This is a genomic window from Neolewinella lacunae (genome assembly GCF_014349155.1).
GTDB lineage: Bacteria > Bacteroidota > Bacteroidia > Chitinophagales > Saprospiraceae > Neolewinella > Neolewinella lacunae.
Genome location: NZ_JACSIT010000100.1, coordinates 265497 through 286108 on the forward strand (window position 1 = coordinate 265497; position 20612 = coordinate 286108).

The window sequence follows — 20612 nt, forward strand, 5'->3', positions numbered from 1 at the left end:
GGCAGCGGGCCTACCCAGCGCGGCAAATGTAGCATTTCCCCGGCTAGATCCCACCCGCCAGCACCGCACAGAGCCGCAGCTGGTTCCGCGCGCGCAGCAGGTTGTGCTCCGGGTGCTTGATGCCGAAGTAGACGTCGCCCCGCAGGTAATCCGTGTAAAAGCGCACCGCCATCAGGTAGGCCAGCAGGGCCCCAGACTGCGGCAGGTAATGCCGCTCTGCCGCGCTGAGGTAGTCTTGCGTCACCTCAAGGTAGCCTTCCGTGAAAGCCCGGTACAACTCCGGGTCGCTGCCAACGAGCTGGAGATCCGCCTCGTCTTCAGCGGCGGTGGCCGTGGCGGTACGCAGTCCGTCCCCGTAGTCGAAATGGACAATCCCAGGCATCACCGTATCCAGGTCCACCACCGCCTTGCCCTTGCCTTGCGGGGTAAGCAAGACGTTGTTGAACTTGGTATCGTTGTGCGTCACCCGGGTTTTGAGGATGCCTTTGTCCCAGGCCAGCTGGATGGCACAGCGGGCATCGGCCTGCTCGAAGATCCGCCGCAAATCCGTCCGGCATTCCCGCCAGCGGATTTGCAGGACCGGGTCTTTTTCCGCCGCTCCAGCCGCCGCCTCCAGCGCCCGCAGCCGAACGATGACGTTGTGAAAGTCGGGCAACACCGGCACTACCCGGGCGTGGGGGAAGTCGTCCAGAAAGCGCAGAAAATACCCGTAGGAGCGGGCACCTTCGTAGGCGTGATCAGGGTGCTCCACCAGGTCGTAAGCGTGCAGGCCGCCCAGGAAGGTGTAGACCCGCCAGTAGTCCCCGGCTTCGTCCCTGCGGAACAGTGCCCCGTCGAGGGTTGGAATAATCTGTAGGGTAAGCTGCGGCTCGGCCAGGTCGGTAGCCCGCGCCATTCGCCCGCGCAGGTGTTCCGTCACCCGCTGGATGTTGGTCATCAGCCCCGCTACGTCGGGAAAAACCCGGTGGTTGATCCGCTGGAGCAGGTATTCTTCCCTTCCCAAGACGTGGAAAGAGCCGTTGATGTGGCCACTGCCGAAGGCCTCTATCCCCGTTGGACCGCTGGCAAGTTGAAAATGTTCTAAAATTCGCATGCTGGGCATTGGACTGGAAACCTTCCGTTTTACGTCGGCAAAGTAGCGAAGAAAACGGGCTTGACGCTGTCTGCCGGACACGCAATATTAGTGATCCATGGGTTCTTTTGGCGAAGGAGGGGTGTTAGTGGGCCTTGCACGCCTTGCTCCAACCCAATAGACGCACCATGCTTTGGGAGGCTAGTGGTTGAGGAATGAATAGGGCTTACCTCGGGCGAAGTGATCGTGGTGCTGAACAAGTGGACGAAACGCCAGCATAGCCGACCTATGGTGGCGTTTTGGCCAGGCAGTTCAGTGCCGCTAGGACAAGTCCAAGCTGGATCGTAATTCGTTCTTCAACCACTAGGTGGCAACCTAAGCTCCACTTATTTCGTTAGCAGCTAAAAGCTATGGATTATGCAGAGACTGGTTGTTACCCTCAAAGATCCCTCCAAGCAAGTTTTCCTATTGGAACTGCTCACGGCTTTTGATTTCCTAAGTGTAGAGTTTGACCTTGGCAATAGCGGAGAACCACGCGCAGCCCCAGTTGTGTCCATCCCCGCACCTACCATCGTGAAAGACTATCGCAATGACCTGGCAGCCGGATACGAAGCAATGGCCGCTGACGAGCAAAGAGAAATGGAAGCGCTAGAATGGATGGAAGGAACGCTGAATCACGAGGAACTGTGAAGAAACGAGGGGATGTTTGGTGGGTACGCTTTGACCCTTTTGAAGGTAATGAAATTCAGAAAACGCGGCCAGCTATAATTGTCAGTAATGACTTATCGAACCGTGTACTGTCCAGATTTCAAGTTGTTCCCGTTTCTTCTCAAATCCGAAAGATATATCCCGGAGAAACCCTCATAACGTTGAACGGCCTAACACGTAAAGCTATGGCAGACCAAATCACCACAGTTAGCGAAAGAAGGTTGACGGACAAACTCGCCACGCTATCGCTAGAGGATTTGATGGCTGTAGAAGCCGCGATTGGAATTCAGCTTGATCTCGACTTGGTAAAAGAAGAATAAGCCCTCAACCCCCAGCAAGATAAAACACCACTTACTGACCTCGCCCAGCTTCGTTGGTGGTTCCCCCAACTTTGCATCCCGAATTTCTCCGATACTATCGCCTTCGGCAGCACTCCATAACCCTTACTTCCGAAAAGTCCACGCCAATACCCGCCGCAGCTTTCCCCCTTGCCCGATGGGCAATTCCCGCACCCATGCAGCACCCATCCGATCGAGCTCCTGCCGGGCATTGCGGAGGTAGCCTTTTTTGGAGACCAGGGTGGTAAACCAGCCCACTTGTCCTTTGAAGGCGACAGATTCACGGATCATGCGCCGCAGAAATTCGGGCTCGCCCCCGGGCGTCCACAGCTCGTGGGCCTGCCCTCCGAAGTTGAGTTGCGCCTCAGGGCTTTCCCCCAGCTTTTCCCACTTCTGGGTTGCGGCCGCACTGGCGCTGGCGGCATCGCTGAAAAACGGAGGGTTACACATCGTACAGGCGAAGGTTTCTCCCGGCAGGATCACGTTGCGGAAAATGGCCCCCGCCTCCGTCTGCTGCCGCAGGAGGACGGACTTACCAATTGCCGGATTAAACCGCGCAATGGCACCGGCTACCTTCAGGCTGCCCGCATCCAGGTCCGTACCCACAAAACGCCAGTCGTATTCCCCAACGCCCAGAATGGGATAAATCAGCGACGCGCCCGTCCCTACGTCCAACACCCGCACCTTTTTGCCCCCCTGGGCACCTTCCCCCAGCAAATCGGCTAAAACGTGGATGTAGTCCAACCGGCCCGGTACGCCCGGACAAAGATTACCCGCCGGAATATCCCAATGCTTTAGCCCGTAATCCCGCAACAACAGGGCCCGGTTCAGCAAACGCACGGCCTGCGGCGAGGTGAAGTCCAGGCTCGTCCGCCCATCCGGCGTAATGACCAGGTAACCGGCCAATTCCGGAACGACCCCGGCGAGGGAGGAAAAATCGTGGGGTTGTTGGTAGCGGTTACGGGGGTGCATGGGTGAATGCGTGAATGGGTGAATTGGCGAATGGGCGAATAACTCACGGCCTTAGGAGCAGCCCACCAGGTAGGAGAATTATTGAATTATTGAATTCCAGTACAGAAATAAACACGTTAATGTCACGCCTATCCCGTGCTGTAGCTCATTAGCTGCGCTGCTGCCTACGGCGGTCACGCATTCGCTCATTCACTACTCCTCCTCCAATGCCAAAAACTCCTGCGGCAGGTTTTTTTTGTTCTTTGCGCCCAGCTTGCGCAGGCGTTCGGCGCGGCCGATGAGGGTGCTGCCCGGTTTGCCGCCGGTGGAGAGTTTGCGGATGGCGTTGTTGTAGGCGGCTTGGGCGCGATCGAGTTGTTTGCCGACGTTGGCGAGTTCCTCGGTGAAGGCCACAAAACCATCGTAGAGCAAACCACTCTGCCGGGCAATTTCCTGGACGTTCTTCTTTTGCAGGTCTTGCTTCCAGATGAAATTCACCGTCCGCAGCGTCGCCAGCAGGGTGGAGGGGGTGACGATGACGACGTTGCGTTCGAGGGCCTCGGTGAAGAGGTTGCGGTCCGTTTGCAGGGCCAGCCCGAAGGCCGGTTCGATGGGGATGAAGAGCAGGAGGTAATCCGGGCTGCTGATCTGGTAGAGTTGTGGGTAGTTCTTGCTGGCCAGATCGAGGATGTGCTGGCGCAGGCTTCCCAGGTGGGCTTTGGCCTGTCGCGGCCTTTCGGGGTCGTTGCCGTCGAGGGCGCAGTAGCGGTCGTAGGCGGTCAGGGAAACCTTGGAGTCGATCACCAGGTGCTTGCCTTCGGGGAGGTTGATGACGAAATCGGGGCGTTTAATGCGGTCGTCTTCGTCGCGGTAACTCTGTTGCACCTCAAAGTGGAGGCCCGCTTGCAAACCGCTGGCTTCCAGCAGGGTGAGGAGTTGCCATTCCCCCCAGTCGCCCTGGGTTTTATTGTTGCCGCGCAGGGCCCCGGCCAGGTTGTTGGCGTCGTTGCTGATCTGTACGTTGAGCTGTTGGAGGTGTTGGATTTCGTTGCGCAGCGAGATGCGGTCGCGGGTTTCTTCCAGGAAACGGCTGGCGACTTGCTGCTCGAAACCCGCCAGGTGGTCGCGCAAGGGCTGGATGATGCTGCTGATCTGGGCGGCGTTTTGGGCGCTGAAGTGGGCGCTTTTTTCCTGGAGCAGCCGGTTGGCGGTTTGTTCAAACTGGGCCAGGCTGGCGGCCTGCAGGCGCTGCATCTCGCTGGCCTGCTGGTTGAGTTTTTCGTGGGTGGCTTCCAGGCGGACACGCGTGGCGGCCAGCTCGGCGGCCAAGGCTTGCTCTGCGGCCGTTTTTTCCTGCAGGTTTTCGTAGTGGAGGTCGGCATCTTGCCGCAGTTGCTCGTAAATCTCGCGGCGGATGTACTCTTTGGCCAGCGTCTCCAGGGGCAGAAAATCCCGGCGCAGCCGCAGTTGCAGCACGAGCCAACTGAGCAAGGCCCCAACTACGGCAGAGAGCAACAAAAGAATCGCCACGGTACTTGCTTCCATACGCTGTTTTTGGTCAGGGCGCGGCCGCAGGTGCCGGGCAATGCCTGACGAGCAGGGAAAGGTAAGGTGGCCCCGTTCATCCTCCGCTTCCGAAGACCATCTCCCGGCACCTGCGGCCGCGCAAAATAAAGCAAATGTTTTAATTATCCGTTAAAAGCAAGAAAAAGAATGAAACTGAAGGGGCAATACCACGTTTATCCTAGCGTTATCGCTTTTTATTTTCCCCAAAAGAACCGTATTCTTGCGCCCCAGAGCGAGTAATAGAGCGTTGCCTACGGCCCAGTCTAGCCCCCGAAATTGAATGAAACGTCTCCTTCTCCCCCTGATCACCTTTGGCCTGCTTTGCACCGCCCAGCCCCTGCACGCGGGGTCGTGGACGGATGGCCTCTTCGACTGGCTGAGCAGTTGGTTTTCCAGCGAGCCCGCCCCCACTGAGCCCCCGCCGGTGGCCCTCACGCCGGCCCAACTGGATAGCCTGCAGTCTTCCCCCCTTGGCCGGATGCTCAGCCTGGTACCCCAATCCGATACCCTGGCCGTTGGCGCAACCTGGCCCTTTGAGAGCCTTACCCCGGCCATTGATCTGGAGCGCCACAACCGCTTGCTGCGGGAAACGGTTGTGCTGACCCGGCCCGCCGGACGCCTGCCCTACCTGCAAATTCCCGCTCTCCGGGTAATTTATCGCCAGGACCAGCGCCCCGAGCACTTTCTGGCCATTGCCCGGCGCTTCACCAGCGTCCAGGAACTGCCCTACGAAGAAAGCCTGCCCCAACTGCTGCCCACCGCTTCGCCCCTGCCCACGGTAGTTTTGGCCGATGATCCCGTTGGGAGCTCACCGTTCAATGCCGATTGGTACCAGCAGTTGTTTGGCCTGCCCATCGGTGCGGTGACCTTCCTCCACTTCGGCGATCCGGCGTTGCTGGGCGACTTCCCGCAAGACTGGACGCTGCTCAATACGCCCATGCGCTGCAAGGAAACGGAGGTGATTCTGGCGCAGGCCATCTTCGGTGCGGAGTTGATCGACGGCCGCCTGGCCCGCAGCACCGCGCATTTCTCAGCCGGCACCGGATACCGCCTGGGGGCCGTCCGCGGCGGCTTTCGGTTGCCCGAGCTGCTGGGCATCGACCGCGAACGCTTCGCCGATATCGATTACCACATCAACCGCGGCATTCGCTACCGGGCCATGCCCGGTGCCCAGCTCGTAGTGCTTAAAGACGGGCACGTTGTCTACGAAAAAGCCTACGGCAACCACGTCTACCGCCAGCAAGCCGTAGACCCCGGCGACCTCTACGACCTCGCCTCCGTTACCAAAGCGGCCGCCACCTCCCTGGCGGTGATGAAGCTATATGACAAAGGGGCCATTGACCTCAACGCCCGCGTGCGCGACTACCTGCCGGAATTCAAAAAGAAGGCCATTGGCGGTTACCGCGTGGAGCAATTGCTGGCCCACCATACGGGCTTGCAGTCAGACATTCCGCTCAATGGCCTGCTCAGCAAAAAGATCGTCGCTGACCTCGAAGACGCGGCATTCAGTCTTCCCATCGCCCAAAACCGCTGGATGGCCACCGAGGTGCCAGGCCTGGTGGCGGCGAACGTGCTGGGCCGGATCGACTACACTTCCCGCCCCGTGTACCGTTACAGCGATTTAAACTTTTACCTGCTCCAACTCATCGTTGAAGCCGCCGCTGGCGAGCCCATGGAAGAGCTGTTGCAGCGCGAATTCTACCTCCCCCTCCAGCTGGGAAAACTGGGCTTTCGGCCCACGGAGAAATTTCCCCTGGAACGGCTCGTGCCCACGGTGGTGGACCCCTGGATGCGCGGTGGCCTCGTCCGTGGGTACGTCCACGATGAAGGCGCGGCCCTCCTCGGCGGCGTTGCCGGGCACGCCGGCTTGTTCGGCAATGCCCATGACCTGGCCCGCCTGTTCCAGATGTTGCTCGACGGAGGAACCTACGCCGGCCGGGAATTGCTCAGTCCCGAAACGGTGGCTTTGTTTACCGACCGCAATCGCTATAATTACCGCGCCCTGGGTTTTGACCGCCTGGCCGGCGGATGGCGCGGAGTCATCAACGAGGGTGCCGCTGAAACCACCTTCGGCCACACCGGCTTTTCCGGAACTTCCGTCTGGGCTGATCCCGAAAACGACCTGGTCTACGTCCTCCTCACCAACCGCATCCACCCCGATCCCAAAAATGAACGGTTCCAGACGATGGACATCCGCGGGAAGGTGCACCGCGCCATCTACCGCGCCCTCAATACCTGGGAAGTGGTGATGTAAGTAAGGGAATAAGGGAATAAAGGAATAAATTTCCATTAAACACCAGTCTCGCCAGTTCCCTGTCCTCCCTGACCCGGTAGGGGTCGAACCTGAATAACCCCGGATGGAGGATGCCCCGCATCCGTAATCCGGGGCTACACCCAAAAGATCATGCCCGCATCCGGAATCCGGGGCTTCCAGAGGATGGACATCCGCAGGAATGTCCACGCAAACGCAAACGGCAAGGAAGTATTCCTCCCTCCGCCAGCCATCATTTACGGTGCTGAATTACCGTAAAATAGGTCATCACTTTTTCTTCCGCCTCGCGCTGCAAGTTCACTTGCCCGTCGTAGAGCACCGTCCTCAAATGCCGGTACAAGTTTACTGCGTTGCCCAGACTGTCTAAGAGGGATTTCCGCTCGCAAGTCGGGATGGTTAGCTTTAATTGCGCCAAGTCTTCCGGCGCTACCTCTTTTTCTACTTTCCGGACGCCCCGGGGCAAATTCCCGTTTTTAATGTGTAGGAGCGGGCCTAGCACCAGCATTCGTAAAAAAGCGAAGAAATCAACGGCTTCAACGTATTCTCCCCGTCCTATTTTGGTGAGGGCGTAGTGGATCCAGGTCCAGAACCGGTCTTCTATCCATTGGTAGCTGGGGTAGGGGAAGCGGGCTTGGGAACTTTGGAGGGTATTGGCAAGCTGTCCCTCCTTATCGAGCAGCAGGACTGGGGTCTCCACCCGGGTGCCGAACTCTTCGAGCGTCAGAAATTTGAGGTCAACGTGCAGGAGCGGATTATCGTAAAGGCATATCAGCAACCGGGGTTCCCCGACGTGTTCGCCCGTAAACCCCGAGATGAAATCCCCCAGCTTTCTGGCGTATTCCAGCATGTGGCTCAGGTCATGGGAAATTTTTTCCTGCGTTACCAGTACCAGGTCCAGGTCAGAAAACTCGTCTACTTCATCCGCGAGCCAAGAGCCGCCCACGGCCAGGCCAATAACCTTGTCATCCGTCGCCAGAATGTTTTTTGCCTGGCGGGCAAATGCTTGTTGTACCATTGCTGCTTATGGTTCGTTCGAGGACGGAGTTGCCCTGGAATAAGCGGATAATTGGATGCCGCAGCGAGAAGTTGCGCCCTGCGGGAATTATCCTCCCTGTGGGCTAATTTATCCGCCACCGCAGGCCCAGTTTCACTTGTTCGCGGCGAAGGCTTCCCAGGCCATCCTGGTAAACGGTGCCGAGCAGATAGCTGCCGCTGGCGTAGAGGCCCAGGCGTGGAGCAACCTGGTATCCCGCCCGCAGATAGGCCCGGGGCACCAGCCGGTTGATGCTGCCAACGGCGGAAGCATTGCGTCCTGCGTTGAAAACCGGCGTTCCCCCGCTGACGGGGCTTTGGTCGGCAGCAGCAAAATCGACTACCAACAGGTCTTCAAATCCGGCACTTCGGAAAACAGCCTGGTTGGATAGGGTATCGGTGAAAATTATTGGTCCCTGGGCCTGTAGCAAATATTCCAATCCTCCGGCCACGCCGAAGGTCCAGCGACTGTTGAGCCGGTAATCAGCACCCACCACCAATTCCAGGCCCCGGGTACGCAACGCGTCCAGTCTGGCGCGCTGGAGATCGAGGAATAAGCTTTCCACCGACTGCGCATTGAACATCGGCGCTCCTGTTCCCAGGTTTTCCAGGTTCCCGGTCAGGCCGTTCACATTGGCGGAAACGATTTGTACCTTTTCCTGCCGGTAACGCAACTGGAGGGGGAATTCCAACCGGCCCCGCGCCGGGAGGCGGTAGGCCAGGCCAGCCGTAAAACCCGGCTTTTGGAGGCTCGGTGTGGCGATTGCTCCCCATTCGAATGCGAAGCTGCCCGGGCGGCGGGTGGGGCGAAATTCCACTGCTTTCCTGCTGGTAGCCGGCGCGACTTCAAAGGGGAGGAGTTGGGCGAGCGAAGGCAGAAGTGACACGGCCGTGGGCAGCACCCGCTCCGTCGCACGCTGTTCCGGCAGGGGGGAACCCGTTGCCGTTGGCCAGGTGGGGGGGGGCAGGGTGTTTTCCAGCGCAGCACCTTCAACCGCGCGGGGGGCGGTGGATGGCGTGCCGGGGCTGGACGATGCTGGCCCGCCAAGCGCTACCCGGGAATTGGGGGAGATGGGCCTGGCTTCCGGCGGCGCGTTTCGGGCTGGGGTTGATTGCTTTTCAGGAACTAAAGTAGGGGATGGGGTGGTCGTTTCCGGACTTTCCAGGGGCGCTGGTGTGGCAGGCGGGGTAGCTACGGACTTGGTCGTCGCAGCCACGGCGGGTTGGGGAGGGGTGGGGGTTGCGGGGGCATGTTCCCGGCCCGCGCGGTAGGCCAGTAGAACCAGGCTGGCCACGACCAGGAACAGCACGGCGAGCAGTGCTGGCCGGTACCACCAGGCTGCGGCGCGCCGCTGTGCCGGGGCGTCCAGCCGCTGCTGCATGTCCCTCCAGGCTTCATCCCAGAAGGCGGCATCGTCGGTCCAGTCTTCTTGTTGTTTACCCGGCATAGCGGTTGATTTTAAAGGCGTCGGATTGTAATTTTTCCCGCAAAATCTGGCGGGCTTTGTTGAGGTGCCAGCGGCTGTTGCCCTCACTGAACTGGAGCCTTTCGGCAATTTCAGCGTGGTTGAAACCCTCTACGGCGAAGAGCCAGAACACTTCTTTGCTGGTCTCCGGGAGCATATCGATGATGCGGCACAGGTCGTCAGCGTAAAGGGAGTGGGTGGCGCTGGCCTCCGTGGGCTGGTCCCAGTCGGCCACCTCCAGCGTCGGCCGCCTGGGTTGCCCCCGGAACTGGTCGATGGTACTGCGGAAGACCAGGCGCTTGACCCAGCCCTCCAGGCTGCCTTCCCAGCGGAACGTTGCCAGCTTTTCAAAGACTTTCATCATCCCCCCATTCAACAGCGCCATGGCCTCCTCCCGGTCGGGGCTGTAGCGGCGGCAGACCACCAGTGCCGTGGGAGCATAGCGCCGGTAGAAGACCTCCTGGGCTCTCCGATCACCCGCTACGCAGGCGGCCACCAGGCTTTTGTCATCGGGATAGCTGTCCAATGGAGCGGTAAAAAAGGGGATTAAAAACGAATGGCACCCCGCAGCATCAACCGTCGGTACTGGATGTTGCGCTCGATAACGTCGAGGGTGTCAGTAGTCAAAATAAAACTGCTGTTGAGGAAGCGGTAACCAAGGTCGAAGACCAGGCTGCCCCAACCGTCGGGCGTAGACTTAAATTCCAGGCCCAGCGCCGCATGGTACAGGAGCGAGATTTGGCGGGAGCTGATCTCCGGCCCGCTCGCGCTTCCGCCAAAGGGCAAACTCGGCCCCACTTCCAGGCGGATAAAGGGCTGGGCCCGCCGCTGGTTGAGGTGCACTTCGCCCAGCGCCGTCAGGGCCATCACATTTTCCGCCCGTTCAAAACTCATCAGGCCTGCGTCGAGCCCCGCACCGAGGACATAGCGTTGGCCCACCCGCTTGACCAGGTGGTAATTCACGTTGCCGCCAATGGTGGTGAGCACTTCCGAAAAGCCAAAGCGGTTCGCAGTGTTGGAGCCGAAGGACAGGCCGCCTCCCACCTGGTGTAAAAAGCTCCGGCGAGGAATGATTTCACCGGGCCGGTCCTGCGTGCCCACCGCAGTCGTTTCTACCGTCGGCACGTAGTCTTTATCCATTCGAAAGTTTACCCGCAGAATATCCGCCCACGGTACAGTCTTAACCGAGCCGCCTGCCGTTACCAGCACCACCCGATCCTGGAAAACGTATTCCAGAATGGTCCCTTCCAGCGGCTCCCCCTCCCGGAGGTGAATCACGTCGAGGTAACCTTCCGCCCGGTTCTGGGCGGCCAGGGGCAGGAAAAGGATCAGCAGCAAAGGCAAAAGGGTAATACAGCGCATGGGGCTTGAGGGCTTGTTGCTGGCAAATTAAAGGAAAAACCCGGAGCGGGAAAGTGCAAGCATGGGAACGACTGGCGCTTTCCTGGCTCCGGGACGTTACTAACCTTTAATCACATACACTAATATGGCTGGTCGGGGTGAGCCGGCCGGCCTCATCGTAGTTGAACTGCTGGATGCCTTTTTCCTGGCCGTAGCCGAGCACGATCAGTTCATTGTTCTGGGGCAAGACGATCACGTCGCGCGCAAAAATTTCGGTGGAGTGGTCCAGCTGTTCGCCCAGCAGGCCATCGTCCGTCAGGTCGAACACCCGGAAGCCTTCCCACTGTGAACAGAGGAACAATTTGCCTTCCGCTACCGCCAGGCCGTGGCTGGAAGACATGGGGGTAATCTGTAAAGAGCGGGGCTCGCGGGCGTTGCTCACGTCGATGATTTCCAGCTGGTCGCCAATGGAACCACAATCGCGGCCGCCCCAGAGGGTGACGTAGGCCAGGTCATTGGCCACCACCACCGGGTCACAGGCCAGCACGTGCTCGAAGGTGGAAAGGTGCTCGGGCACCAACGGGTTGGCGATGCTGAAAATCTGCATCCCCGTCTGGGAACCAATAAAGAGCTTGTCTTCGTAGGGAAAGATCGTTTCAATGCCCCAGCCCAGGTTGATGTTGCCCTGAAAGACGGGAGCGATGGGATTGGCCAGGGAAAAGGCCTTCAGGTTTTGGTCGTCAACGGCGTAGAGCGTGGAGCTGGCAATGGTGAAGCGCGCCAGGCTGCCGCCCTGCCCTACGTTCTCGGGCGTGCCACCCGCAGTGTTGGTAACGTTGCCCGCGTCAAAGTTGAAGGCGAGTTCATTGCGCGACTGGGCGAAGAAGACGCCGCCTTCCCGCCAGAAGTTTTGCCCCCAGTTCGGGGAGTTACAGGTCAGTACCCGCCGCTCGCCGGTCTCTACGAAGTCGGTAATAAACTCACCGCCACCGAGCACCTGCGCGAAAATGCTGTAAGGGTCGAAGACGTCTTCGGTGCGGCCCACCAGCGTAGGATTCTCCGGGTTACTCAGGTCAAAGGCCACCAGATCCGTGTACTGGTTCATGTAGAGGATGTCGTTGCGCACCGCAATACCCTGGCCACCGGGGGCCTCCATGAAGGTGATCGGCCGCGGGTTGCGCGTGTCGCTATTGTCGTAAATGTGCAGGCCGCGGTTGGTCTCCACCATAAACAGATAGGGGCCATAAACGTAGAAGCCGCCCGCCTCACACACCGGCTCGGGAATGCCGCAAATGAAGGCCGAGTTGCGCCACGCGTCGCTGGTCACCACCACGGGTTCAAAGCCCAGCACCAGGCGGTTTTCTTCACATTTTTCTTCCAGGCAGCTCGCGAACACGATGGTGAGCAGGGCCAGAAGGGCAAGAGTCAAAAGTCTTTGCATGGTTAAGTATTTTGGGGGCGGGGCTGGCCGGGGCCAGCGGTTTGCGCCCGGTACGTTGGGTCAGACGGGAAACAGCGGCGTGGCGTTGGTGGCTCCACACTTTTTTTTCGGATCTGGGCGCGGCCGCAGGTGCCATGGAAAGAATGAGGAGAAGGTCTGTCGGGCCCCCTGAACCGATTTTCGCCCCCCCGAAAATTATTTTTTCGTCCCAACCGATTGCATTTTTTGCGGTATTTCCTAGTTCTGCCGTGAATGGCTACCTTCGGATTTTCCACGCAAAGTGGCTGTCGTGCGGCACGGTGCCCACGGCGGTAAATTCAACCCTCTAAGCTGATGCCTACTTATTTTTCCACAGTTCCCAACATCCCGTTTGAAGGTGCCGAGAGTGACAACCCCCTGGCGTTCAAGTACTACGATAAGCACCGCGTAGTAGCTGGCAAAACGATGAACGAGCACTTCAAATTCGCGATGGCCTGGTGGCATACCCTTTGTAACACGGGCGGCGACCCCTTCGGTAGCGGCACGGCGGCTTATCCCTGGCTGACGGCCACGGACCCCGTGCAGCGGGCCAAAGACAAAATCGACGCGGGCTTCGAGATCATGGCACGCCTGGGCCTCGACTACTTCTGCTTTCACGATGTCGACCTCCTCGACGAAGAAGACGCCAACCTGGCCACTTACCGCAAGCGCCTGGAGGAAGTCACCGACTACCTCGCTGAGAAAATGAAGGCCGAGGGCCGCAAGGTACTCTGGGGAACGGCCAACCTCTTCAGCCACCCCCGCTACATGAACGGTGCCAGCACCAACCCCGATTTCCGGGTAGTTGCTTACGCCGCCGCCCAACTCAAAAATGCCATCGACACCACCATTAAGCTGGGCGGCGAAAACTACGTCTTCTGGGGCGGCCGCGAAGGCTACATGAGCCTGCTCAATACCGACTACGGCCGCGAAGTCGATCACCTGGCCCGCTTCCTGACCATGGCCCGCGACTACGCCCGGCAACAGGGCTTCACCGGTACCTTTTTCATTGAGCCCAAGCCCTTCGAGCCCACCAAGCACCAGTACGACTTCGACGCCGCCACCGTAGCCGGTTTCCTGCGCAAGTACAAACTGATGGACGATTTCAAGCTCAATATTGAAGTCAACCACGCCACCCTGGCCCAGCATACTTTCCAGCACGAACTCGCCGTGGCCGTCTCCGAAGGCCTCCTGGGCAGCATCGACGCCAACCGCGGCGACTACCAGAACGGCTGGGATACTGACCAGTTCCCGACCAACGTACCGGAACTGACCGAAGCCATGCTGGTCATCCTCGAAGGCGGTGGCCTGCAGGGCGGCGGCGTCAACTTTGATGCCAAGACCCGGCGCAATTCCCCCGACCTGGAAGACATCTTCCACGCCCACATCGGCGGTATGGACGCCTTCGCCCGCGCCCTGCTGGCCGCCGATAAAATCCTTACCTCCAGCCAGTACAAAAAACTGCGGACCCAGCGCTACGCCTCTTTCGACAGCGGCGAAGGGCAACTCTTCGAAAACGGTAAGCTCACCCTCGAAGCCCTCGCCAGCCTCGGCCAGGCCAACGGCGAACCACCCCAAACGAGCGGCCGGCAGGAACTCTTCGAAAACATCCTGATGCAGCATACCTAGGATTAGGTATTTCTCCTTGCGAAGGAGCTAAGGAAACTAAGGGGCACTGGGCGCGGAATAGCGTGCCTGGTGCCCCTTAGTTTTTTCTGGTGGCACCGTTATCCGGCGACCGCTGCGCGCTTTTTAGCCCATAGAGTCGTATAGAGTTGGGTGTGGCGGAGACGTTTCACGGCGACTGCAAACCGTTGCCGCGCTGCATACCTGGATTGCGCGCCCGATAGCACTTCGCCGTATAACGGTTCAACCAGGGCTTTGCCAGCTTAGTCCATCTTCTTGTTCTTAGTGGTTCAAAAGAGGAAAGCGAAGCGTCCCCAAACTTAGTCCATCTTCGTGCCCTGAGTGGTTCAAAAATTAAAGCGAAGCACCCAAAGTCCGCCCTCACCAGCCCTTGCTCCTTATCCTTCCATAGCACCTGCGACCGCGCAAAAAACAAGCTGCCCGCCTAACGATGCACCACTTTGCGCCAGCTCACGCCCCCTTGCGCATCGGCAATGCGCAGCAGCAAAACCCCGCGCGGTAAGCTTTCCAGTGCGAGCCTTGCCTGTTGCCCGCTTAGGCGCTCGCTGCGTAACACCCGGCCCGCCTGATCGAACACACTGACGCGGCGCAGGGGAGCGGCGGAACGGAGGGTGATGAAGTCGCCTGCCGGATTGGGAAATACGCTCACCCCCGCCGGAAGATCGGCGGCAGAAGCGGTAGCGGTCGTGCAGTACAGCCCGTTGATTTTTTCCCAGATGGCGTCGTTGTACCCCGTGGAAACCAGGCTGCCGTCTTCGGGCGTGCTGCCCATACGGACCATAATGAGGCCCTGGCTGGGCACGATGTTGAGCAACTGTGCGTCTTTGCCGATGGCCGCCACCAAATCCTGGGGGGCGTTGGGCAGCAGCGGACCGGGGAAACTGATCTGGAGCGTGGGAATCCGGTAACTGGGCTGGCCATTGAGCCACCAGAGGTAGCCGTAGGAGGGGTTCAGGGACTGGGAAGGCGTGATCATGTCCCGCAGGTAGGCCGTGTCCCGCAAAATGGGCGTGCCCGCCCAGCGGCCGTTGCCCTGCACGAGGATGCCGAAGCGGGCCATCGAGCGGGCGGTGCTGATGAAGACTTCGTTGAAGCCGAAGTCGCGGTACTGCCCGGTGATGCCCGTTCGGGGGGTGAGGCGCTCGGCAATGAAAGTGTTGATGCCCTGGTTGGTGGCGGATTCGATGACGTCCGTCAGCAGGGTGTAGGGGCCGTTGTGGTAAGACCACCGGGTGCCGGGGGCGGCCTTGCAAACGAGGCATTCCGGGTCGTAGCAGGCTGAGTTTTCCACGCCGTCGTCGAGGCTCGTTGTCATAGTTAGTTGGTGGACAATCTTGATGTCCGCTTCGGTGGCGGGGCAATTCGTCCAGCCCGTGCCCAGGTACTGGCTGGTGGGGTCGTTGATGTTGAGCGAATCCAGGTCGGCGGCCATGCCCACCAGAAAGGCGGTGAGGGATTTTCCGGCGGAATTCCAAAGGTGGGGCGTGAAGACGGAGAAGTCGCCGAAGTAGCGCTCAATGACGATTTTGCCGTCTTTGAGCAGCAAAAAGGCATCGGTGTTGGTGCTTTCCAGGTAGTCGTAAAGCTCCTGCTCCCGGTCGGTACAAAAGCCCGCCTCTTCCAGGGTCATGGTTTCCCAGCTGAGGTTGGTCGTTGGGGGGTAGTAAAGTTCCTGGGCGGGCAGGAAAAGGGACCCAAGCAGGCAAAGGAGGAAAAGGAGTCGGTTTTTCATGGGTTACTCGGTTGAAAAGCGGGGGTGGAGGAAAAAGCGGTTAGTGATTGGACGCCAGAAAAAGAACGGGGTTTAAACGCGGAAAGCTTATTTTTGGTCGCCCTGCACAAGGTGTAACAAGTCCCATCGCCAATCGATCAAGCACAAACTCTTTCCACTATGCCGAATGCCAAATCTCCCGCACTCTCCGCCCTGTTGCGCTGTTTTTCCAAAGCTGCTTTTCTCGAGCGGCGCGGTACCCAGGATCCGGGCGATTTCCAGGAAGCCCGCGAAGCTTACCTGGCCTCCCGGCGGGCTTTTTTGCGCCAATCTAGCCTGGTAGTGGCTGGCGCGGGACTGGGCCTGGGCTTTAGCGCCTGCACCCCAAAGGCCAAGGTGGCCACGGGCGGGCAGCCCCGGATCGTCATTCTCGGCGCGGGCATGGCGGGCCTGCACTGCGGCTACGTCCTGCAAAAAGCCGGTGTGCCCTGCACCATTTACGAAGCCAGCAGCCGTACGGGCGGCCGCATCCACACCGTGTCCGACGCCTTCGGTCCCGGCCTGCACTCCGAGTTCGGTGCCGAATTTGTGGATACCGACCACGCCGATATGCTGCAGCTGGCCAAGGAGTTTGGCCTGGAAATGGTCGATACCCAGGACGATTATAAAGACGGCAGCGTCACGAAAGACACCTTCTTCTTCGAAGGCCGCCACTACAGCGAAGAGGACGTCATTACCGAATTCCGCAGCATCGTCGCCAAACTCAATGCCGATAAAGCGGGGCTGGGCGCTGATTACGATACGCCCCTGACGGCCCACCTCGATACCGTTTCCATTGAAGAGTACGTGCGCGGGCTGCCCTGCAGCAAGTGGGTGCAAGACATGATCATTTACGCTTACGTGGCGGAGTATGGACTGGACGCTGGCGAGCAGTCGTCGCTCAACTTCGTCGATATGATCATCACCGATACCTCCGAAGGCTTCAAAATCTTCGGGGATTCCGACGAACGTTTCAAGTACCGGGGCGGCAACAGCACCATCACCCGGAAGCTGGCCGAAAAACTCTCCGATCAGATCAAAACCGGCTACGCAGTCACCAGCATCCGCGAAAAATCGGGCACCTACCAGGTCACCTTCGGCAACGGCGAGGCGATTACGGCCGATCTTTTGGTCGTTACTTTGCCCTACACCATCTTGCGGGAGGTCGACCTCTCCCTGCGCGGGATGACGCCCGAAAAGAAGGCCTGCATCGATACCCTGGGCTACGGGCAGAACAACAAACTGATGCTGGGCGTAAGCAGCCGGCCCTGGCGCGAGCACCCCCAGCGCTTCGCCGGGTACCTGTTCAACGACCAGATCCAGAACGGCTGGGACCATACCCACCAGCAAAACAACAACCAGGGGGCGGGCGCCTACACCGTCTTTTTGGGCGGCACCCAGGCCAAGGAAATTGCCATGGGCAGCCAGCGCGACCAGGTCGACAACCGCCACGTGCAGCACCACCTGGCCAAACTCGACGAAGTCTTCCCCGGCAGCAAACAGGCTTTCACCGGCACCCACGCCGCTGCGCTCTGGACGAGCAATCCCTACAGCAAGGGCAGCTACTCCTGCTACAAAGTAGGGCAGTGGACGAGCATCTCCGGCCAGGAATTCGAGCCGGTGGGCAACGTCTACTTCGCGGGCGAACACTGCAGCCTCAACTTCCAGGGCTACATGAACGGTGCCGCCGAAACGGGCCGCCTGGTGGCGGAGCATTTGGTGATGAAGGTGAAGGGGGGAGTTCGGTAGTTCAGTAGTTCATAGTGCAGTAGTTCATAGTGCACCAGGCACTTATTGAACGATCCCATCTACAACCTGCTCAAGAGGTTCCACGTCGAAAGGTACGCTGGCAAAAGCCTGGCAACGAGCCATCTCCGTCGGTGGCAGCAAACAAAATTTCCCGGAAATTTGCATTTGTCAACAACGTAACGTATTTTTACGTTAAATAACGAGAAATGCAAAAATTGACCAAGGCACAAGAAGACCTCATGCTCATCATCTGGGAGTTGGGTGAGTGTACCGTGGGTGACCTGCGCGACGCCATTGAAGAGCGCGAGGGGGCCAAACCGGCGCACAGCACCGTGAGCACCCTGGCGCTGGCCTTGCTGGAGCGGGGCTTTGTGCGGGCCAAAAAATACGGCCGGACCTTCGTTTACCGCCCGACCATCAGTCGGGAGGAATACGGGCGGCGCAGTCTGGGGCAACTGATCAGCAATTTTTTCGGCGGCTCGCCGGGGCTGGCGGTCAGCCACCTCGTAAAAAGCGATAACATCAGCCTGGAGGAGCTCAACGCGCTCGTCCGCAAACTCGAAGAGGAATGAGCGCCGAGATCCTGGAATACCTCCTCCGCGCCACGGTCATTTGGCTGGCGCTGCTGGCCTATTACTTCGCTTTTGGGCGGTCTGCGGGCTTCCGTTTCCAGCGGTTTTTGCTGTTGCTGGGCTGGGTCTTTGGCCTAGTGGTACCCTTGTTGCCGGCCATTGCGGTGGGGGCGGAGCTGTCGGTCATCCACCTGCCCGCGCTCGGTTTTACGCCGCGGATGGTGACGGCTGAGGCCAGTGAAACTGCAACGGTAGGTTGGTATTGGGTGGACAACATTTTGCCGCTGATTTACCTGCTGGGCGTACTGATTTTTGGCGCGCGGACGCTGGTGCAAGGGTGGTCGATAAAGCAATGTTTGCGAAACGGGGAGCGCAGTACTTTCAACGGCTACCCCGTCATCCGCAGTTCGAGGATTGAGGCGCCGTTTGCCGATCGTGGCTACGTCTTTTTGCCCGCCGCGCTGACGGATGCTGAGTTGACCTACACCGCCCTTATCCACGAAACCGCGCACCTGCGACAGCGCCACCACTACGATAAATACTTACTGACTTTGGGCAGCATTTTCCTCTGGTTTCACCCTTTGGCGTGGGCTTACCGGAGGCTGCTGGCCACCGTCCACGAATACGAGGCCGACGCGGCCGTGCTCCAGTGGGTGCCGGCGCGGATTTACGGCCTCCAGCTCCTGCACTGCGCGCTGGGCCCGGCGGGCAAGCTGGGGCTTTTTTCTTCACCCTTGAAAAAGCGAATTGAAATGATTACCAATAAAAACCGCGAGCGTAAGCTCCGAATTATTCCCCTCCTTGGCCTTTGCCTGCTGCTGGCCGGGCTGGCGGTGGCTTGTAGTGATGTGGCGGAGGTTGTAGTGGCCCCGATTACTGAAAACCAGGTGCGTCCCTACGACCCCACCCAAGGCGATACTTACTTGGTAGATGATCCCCAAAGCCCACTTCTGGTAGACGGCAAGTTGGATCGCATCATCGCAGATGTATACCAACGTATTAAATACCCGGAGGCCGCCCGCAAAGCAGGGTTAACGGGTAAATTCCGTATCCTCGTCAGCGCAGACGAAACCGGAAAGGTAAATTTCATAACGGTTAACAACAATTCAGATAAAGCAGCCGCAGAAATAACCGTTGTGGGTTATGGAACGCCAATCGAATCGGACGATGCCCAACCGGAGATTCTTGCTGAAGAAGTGTATGGATTGTTTTTGAAACGGCAGCTTCCAGACCGTTACACCAAAGACGGAAACCCGGCGGAAATACTCCTTGCTTTAGATTTTGTTTTCAAATTGGAATAAGCAAATCTGCCGTGTTATCCACTTTTGGAAACTTTAAGGGATGGGGAATGGCATTTCCTCATCCCTTTCATTTGGTTTTTGATTTTTACTTTCCGTGCATTTCTTGGTATGCTTTCACATGATGGGGGAACGCTGTTTCGTAGAAAGGGTAAGCGATTCCTTCAACGTAAACTTCAAAATCATTGCCGTCCATCCCACTAATCTGATTGCCTAACCCTTTGATTTCAACGCCATTTTCGTCCTTTACGGAGAGTGCATCGATGGTCGAGGTAGAAATCATTTTATCGTCAGGATAATCAGCAGCTAATGTGATGCATTTAGATTGGCAATAATTCTTAAGGAAGTCATAGCCAAAGGACTCGTCGTTGAATTTTATCACGCCGAATACTACCCCCATGCTAGCATCCGCTTTTTCCAATTGCGTAGTGCCTATCTTCAGGGAGTCAAGAAAAATGGAGTATACTTTTTGCAATTTTTTCGGGTTTGTGGTGAATAATCATTTTATTATAGCGAGCTTTTCTCCGCTCAAGCAAGGAGGGAAAGCACAGAGCTTTTTAGACCCTGAGCACCTGCCCGCTTCGATGGTAACTGAGTTTGTTCACGAAGATCAAGGCCGTACACACGAAAACTGGAAAGCAGCTATTGGCTGCCAAGCATCCCCAAACACCCTCACAACTTTTTAACCCTGATGTTTCTAAAGTACACCCTTTGCCCGTGGTGCTGAAACATGATGTGCCCTTCTTTGTCCGAATGAAAATCGGGATTTTCCTTGAATTTACTTTCGCTTAATATTTCTTTCATCTCAGGACTATTCATCTCAAAATCGATCACTTTATTTCCATTGAGCCAATGCTCTACGTGGCCATCGTTGTGTATTAATCTGGCTTCGTTAAACTCGCCAATGGGCTTCAGCTGCTTATTTTTGGGTGCGATCAAATCATATAAGGCACCTGCTGATCTTACGGCCAGGGTGTCGTAAAAATGTTGATCGTCCAGAATCTGTAGCTCATAATTGTCCATCCAGTTGGGGCTGTTGCCATTGCCCGCTTCCATCGAAAGGTCTTCCTGCATGTGGAAAAAGACGCCGGAGTTCGCAGCGGTGTCTACGGCCCATTCAAATTCCAGTTCAAAATTTTGGTAGCGATCTTTGGTGATTAAATCCCGGTTGGTCGTATCTGGGTTGGCGATCAAGACCCCATCCTCAACGTACCAAATTCCCTGGGGAAAGTCCTCCATACCGTATCCCCGCAGCGCACTGGTCGAATCACCTCCGAACAAAACAATCCACTCGTCCTCTGCTTCCGAATCAATCGGCGATGAGGTACAAGCCCACAACATTAAAAGCGGGAAAATGAGGGGCAATATTTTTTTCATAATCATGGGTAATT

18 protein-coding genes are annotated in these 20612 nt (G+C 58.0%); 7 read left to right on the forward strand and 11 right to left on the reverse strand.

All coding sequences use genetic code 11. The features are described from left to right. Positions 1–43 precede the first annotated feature (43 nt). On the reverse strand, positions 44–1093 hold the full coding sequence (locus tag H9S92_RS10790) for a phosphotransferase enzyme family protein (RefSeq protein ID WP_187466719.1): 1050 nt from the start codon (positions 1091–1093) through the stop codon (positions 44–46). A gap of 396 nt (positions 1094–1489) precedes the next feature. On the opposite strand from H9S92_RS10790, the gene H9S92_RS10795 reads away from it, so the two are divergent. After that, entirely contained in the window at positions 1490–1762 is a 273-nt protein-coding gene (locus tag H9S92_RS10795) for a hypothetical protein (RefSeq protein WP_187466720.1), read from the forward strand. Further along, positions 1726–2100: a type II toxin-antitoxin system PemK/MazF family toxin gene (locus tag H9S92_RS10800; protein ID WP_187466721.1), complete on the forward strand. Its 375-nt coding sequence runs from the start codon at positions 1726–1728 to the stop codon at positions 2098–2100. The genes H9S92_RS10795 and H9S92_RS10800 overlap by 37 nt, the downstream gene beginning before the upstream one ends. 123 nt (positions 2101–2223) lie before the next feature. On the opposite strand, the gene rlmF is transcribed toward H9S92_RS10800, so the two are convergent. After that, complete coding sequence (gene rlmF / locus H9S92_RS10805; RefSeq protein ID WP_187466722.1) at positions 2224–3090, reverse strand: 23S rRNA (adenine(1618)-N(6))-methyltransferase RlmF; 867 nt, start codon at positions 3088–3090, stop codon at positions 2224–2226. A 192-nt stretch (positions 3091–3282) separates the two neighbouring features. After that, positions 3283–4614 carry a DNA recombination protein RmuC gene (locus H9S92_RS10810; RefSeq protein ID WP_187466723.1) on the reverse strand — a complete coding sequence of 444 codons (1332 nt, stop codon included), beginning with the start codon at positions 4612–4614 and terminating at the stop codon, positions 3283–3285. A gap of 301 nt (positions 4615–4915) precedes the next feature. Between H9S92_RS10810 and H9S92_RS10815 the strand changes: the two genes are divergently transcribed. Continuing rightward, entirely contained in the window at positions 4916–6889 is a 1974-nt protein-coding gene (locus tag H9S92_RS10815; RefSeq protein WP_187466724.1) for a serine hydrolase domain-containing protein, read from the forward strand. A gap of 250 nt (positions 6890–7139) precedes the next feature. On the opposite strand, the gene H9S92_RS10820 is transcribed toward H9S92_RS10815, so the two are convergent. The 5 genes from H9S92_RS10820 to H9S92_RS10840 form a co-directional block, all read right to left on the reverse strand. After that, positions 7140–7922, reverse strand: a complete 783-nt coding sequence (locus H9S92_RS10820; protein ID WP_187466725.1) for an aminoglycoside 6-adenylyltransferase — start codon at positions 7920–7922, stop codon at positions 7140–7142. Positions 7923–8025: 103 nt separating this feature from the next. Further along, complete coding sequence (locus H9S92_RS10825; RefSeq protein WP_187466726.1) at positions 8026–9387, reverse strand: hypothetical protein; 1362 nt, start codon at positions 9385–9387, stop codon at positions 8026–8028. Then, a complete protein-coding gene (locus H9S92_RS10830) occupies positions 9377–9931 on the reverse strand; it encodes an RNA polymerase sigma factor (protein ID WP_187466727.1) in 555 nt (184 codons plus the stop codon). Before H9S92_RS10830 ends, H9S92_RS10825 begins: the two co-directional genes overlap by 11 nt. 20 nt (positions 9932–9951) lie before the next feature. Further along, positions 9952–10767 carry a hypothetical protein gene (locus H9S92_RS10835; RefSeq protein ID WP_187466728.1) on the reverse strand — a complete coding sequence of 272 codons (816 nt, stop codon included), beginning with the start codon at positions 10765–10767 and terminating at the stop codon, positions 9952–9954. A gap of 106 nt (positions 10768–10873) precedes the next feature. Continuing rightward, positions 10874–12187 carry an LVIVD repeat-containing protein gene (locus tag H9S92_RS10840; protein WP_187466729.1) on the reverse strand — a complete coding sequence of 438 codons (1314 nt, stop codon included), beginning with the start codon at positions 12185–12187 and terminating at the stop codon, positions 10874–10876. 333 nt (positions 12188–12520) lie between these two features. Here H9S92_RS10840 and xylA point away from each other — a divergent pair, with 333 nt between their 5' ends. Next, complete coding sequence (gene xylA, locus H9S92_RS10845; protein WP_187466730.1) at positions 12521–13834, forward strand: xylose isomerase; 1314 nt, start codon at positions 12521–12523, stop codon at positions 13832–13834. 442 nt (positions 13835–14276) lie between these two features. Here the strand turns inward: xylA and H9S92_RS10850 are convergent, their stop codons facing one another. Beyond that, positions 14277–15584 carry a serine hydrolase gene (locus tag H9S92_RS10850; protein ID WP_187466731.1) on the reverse strand — a complete coding sequence of 436 codons (1308 nt, stop codon included), beginning with the start codon at positions 15582–15584 and terminating at the stop codon, positions 14277–14279. A 159-nt stretch (positions 15585–15743) separates the two neighbouring features. Here H9S92_RS10850 and H9S92_RS10855 point away from each other — a divergent pair, with 159 nt between their 5' ends. From H9S92_RS10855 to H9S92_RS10865, 3 genes are all read left to right on the forward strand, one after another. Next, a complete protein-coding gene (locus H9S92_RS10855; RefSeq protein WP_187466732.1) occupies positions 15744–17351 on the forward strand; it encodes a flavin monoamine oxidase family protein in 1608 nt (535 codons plus the stop codon). A gap of 206 nt (positions 17352–17557) precedes the next feature. Next, complete coding sequence (locus H9S92_RS10860; protein WP_187466733.1) at positions 17558–17923, forward strand: BlaI/MecI/CopY family transcriptional regulator; 366 nt, start codon at positions 17558–17560, stop codon at positions 17921–17923. Next, positions 17920–19224 (forward strand): M56 family metallopeptidase, encoded by a 1305-nt coding sequence (locus tag H9S92_RS10865; RefSeq protein WP_187466734.1) that lies wholly within the window; start codon positions 17920–17922, stop codon positions 19222–19224. The genes H9S92_RS10860 and H9S92_RS10865 overlap by 4 nt, the downstream gene beginning before the upstream one ends. An 85-nt stretch (positions 19225–19309) precedes the next feature. Here the strand turns inward: H9S92_RS10865 and H9S92_RS10870 are convergent, their stop codons facing one another. Together H9S92_RS10870 and H9S92_RS10875 are read right to left on the reverse strand one after the other, a co-directional pair. Further along, positions 19310–19696: a hypothetical protein gene (locus H9S92_RS10870; RefSeq protein ID WP_187466735.1), complete on the reverse strand. Its 387-nt coding sequence runs from the start codon at positions 19694–19696 to the stop codon at positions 19310–19312. 197 nt (positions 19697–19893) lie between these two features. Continuing rightward, a complete protein-coding gene (locus H9S92_RS10875; RefSeq protein WP_222936055.1) occupies positions 19894–20598 on the reverse strand; it encodes a 3-keto-disaccharide hydrolase in 705 nt (234 codons plus the stop codon). Between the last annotated feature and the right edge of the window lie 14 nt (positions 20599–20612).

Bases quoted from the DNA above. Each gene is read 5' to 3' on its own strand.
- H9S92_RS10790 (WP_187466719.1), bottom strand. From the start codon at position 1,093: ATGCGAATTTTAGAACATTTTCAACTTGCCAGCGGTCCAACGGGGATA.
- H9S92_RS10795 (WP_187466720.1), top strand. From the start codon at position 1,490: ATGCAGAGACTGGTTGTTACCCTCAAAGATCCCTCCAAGCAAGTTTTC.
- H9S92_RS10800 (WP_187466721.1), top strand. From the start codon at position 1,726: ATGGATGGAAGGAACGCTGAATCACGAGGAACTGTGAAGAAACGAGGG.
- rlmF (WP_187466722.1), bottom strand. From the start codon at position 3,090: ATGCACCCCCGTAACCGCTACCAACAACCCCACGATTTTTCCTCCCTC.
- H9S92_RS10810 (WP_187466723.1), bottom strand. From the start codon at position 4,614: ATGGAAGCAAGTACCGTGGCGATTCTTTTGTTGCTCTCTGCCGTAGTT.
- H9S92_RS10815 (WP_187466724.1), top strand. From the start codon at position 4,916: ATGAAACGTCTCCTTCTCCCCCTGATCACCTTTGGCCTGCTTTGCACC.
- H9S92_RS10820 (WP_187466725.1), bottom strand. From the start codon at position 7,922: ATGGTACAACAAGCATTTGCCCGCCAGGCAAAAAACATTCTGGCGACG.
- H9S92_RS10825 (WP_187466726.1), bottom strand. From the start codon at position 9,387: ATGCCGGGTAAACAACAAGAAGACTGGACCGACGATGCCGCCTTCTGG.
- H9S92_RS10835 (WP_187466728.1), bottom strand. From the start codon at position 10,767: ATGCGCTGTATTACCCTTTTGCCTTTGCTGCTGATCCTTTTCCTGCCC.
- H9S92_RS10840 (WP_187466729.1), bottom strand. From the start codon at position 12,187: ATGCAAAGACTTTTGACTCTTGCCCTTCTGGCCCTGCTCACCATCGTG.
- xylA (WP_187466730.1), top strand. From the start codon at position 12,521: ATGCCTACTTATTTTTCCACAGTTCCCAACATCCCGTTTGAAGGTGCC.
- H9S92_RS10850 (WP_187466731.1), bottom strand. From the start codon at position 15,584: ATGAAAAACCGACTCCTTTTCCTCCTTTGCCTGCTTGGGTCCCTTTTC.
- H9S92_RS10855 (WP_187466732.1), top strand. From the start codon at position 15,744: ATGCCGAATGCCAAATCTCCCGCACTCTCCGCCCTGTTGCGCTGTTTT.
- H9S92_RS10860 (WP_187466733.1), top strand. From the start codon at position 17,558: ATGCAAAAATTGACCAAGGCACAAGAAGACCTCATGCTCATCATCTGG.
- H9S92_RS10865 (WP_187466734.1), top strand. From the start codon at position 17,920: ATGAGCGCCGAGATCCTGGAATACCTCCTCCGCGCCACGGTCATTTGG.
- H9S92_RS10875 (WP_222936055.1), bottom strand. From the start codon at position 20,598: ATGAAAAAAATATTGCCCCTCATTTTCCCGCTTTTAATGTTGTGGGCT.